Annotated in this window: 1 protein-coding gene; it reads left to right on the forward strand. The window is 61.4% G+C overall.

From position 1 onward, the window contains the following. A partial coding sequence (locus tag ACRYR9_RS20005) for a substrate binding domain-containing protein (RefSeq protein ID WP_432540254.1) occupies window positions 1-510 on the forward strand: 510 nt, incomplete at both ends.

Raw genomic sequence — 510 nt, forward strand, 5'->3', positions numbered from 1 at the left:
TTGCCGATTTGGCTGCAAGCGCGCTACCTGAGATGCTGGCCAATTTCGTGCGCGAGCATCCAGCAATCGTGCTCGAGATGGACTTGTCGTCCCGACGAGTGGACCTGATTGGCGAGTATTACGATATGGCGGTCCGCGTGGGAGAGTCGCTGGAGGATAGCGATCTCAGTGCGCGCAAGTTGGCCGAACTTAACGTTGGCCTCTATGCATCGCCGGACTATCTACGTCGCGCGGGTAAGCCCGAAGTCCCGGACGACCTGCTCCGCCTACACGGCTTGCTGTTGCAAACGCGAACCGGTGATCCACGCGGGTGGACGCTCGAGCGCGGCCAAGACCCGGACAAAGAGCGCTGGAGCGGAACGCCGCAGCAATACAGCATTGCAAACTCCCCCGCCGTGCTGATGCGTATGGCTCAGGCGGACTTCGGTGTCGTCAGCGTGCCGGAGTACTACGCTCGCGAAGCGGTGCAGCAAGGGTTGCTTACGCAGCTACTGCCGGAATGGCACATGC

The organism is Kineococcus auxinigenes, assembly GCF_050871525.1.
GTDB lineage: Bacteria > Actinomycetota > Actinomycetes > Actinomycetales > Kineococcaceae > Kineococcus.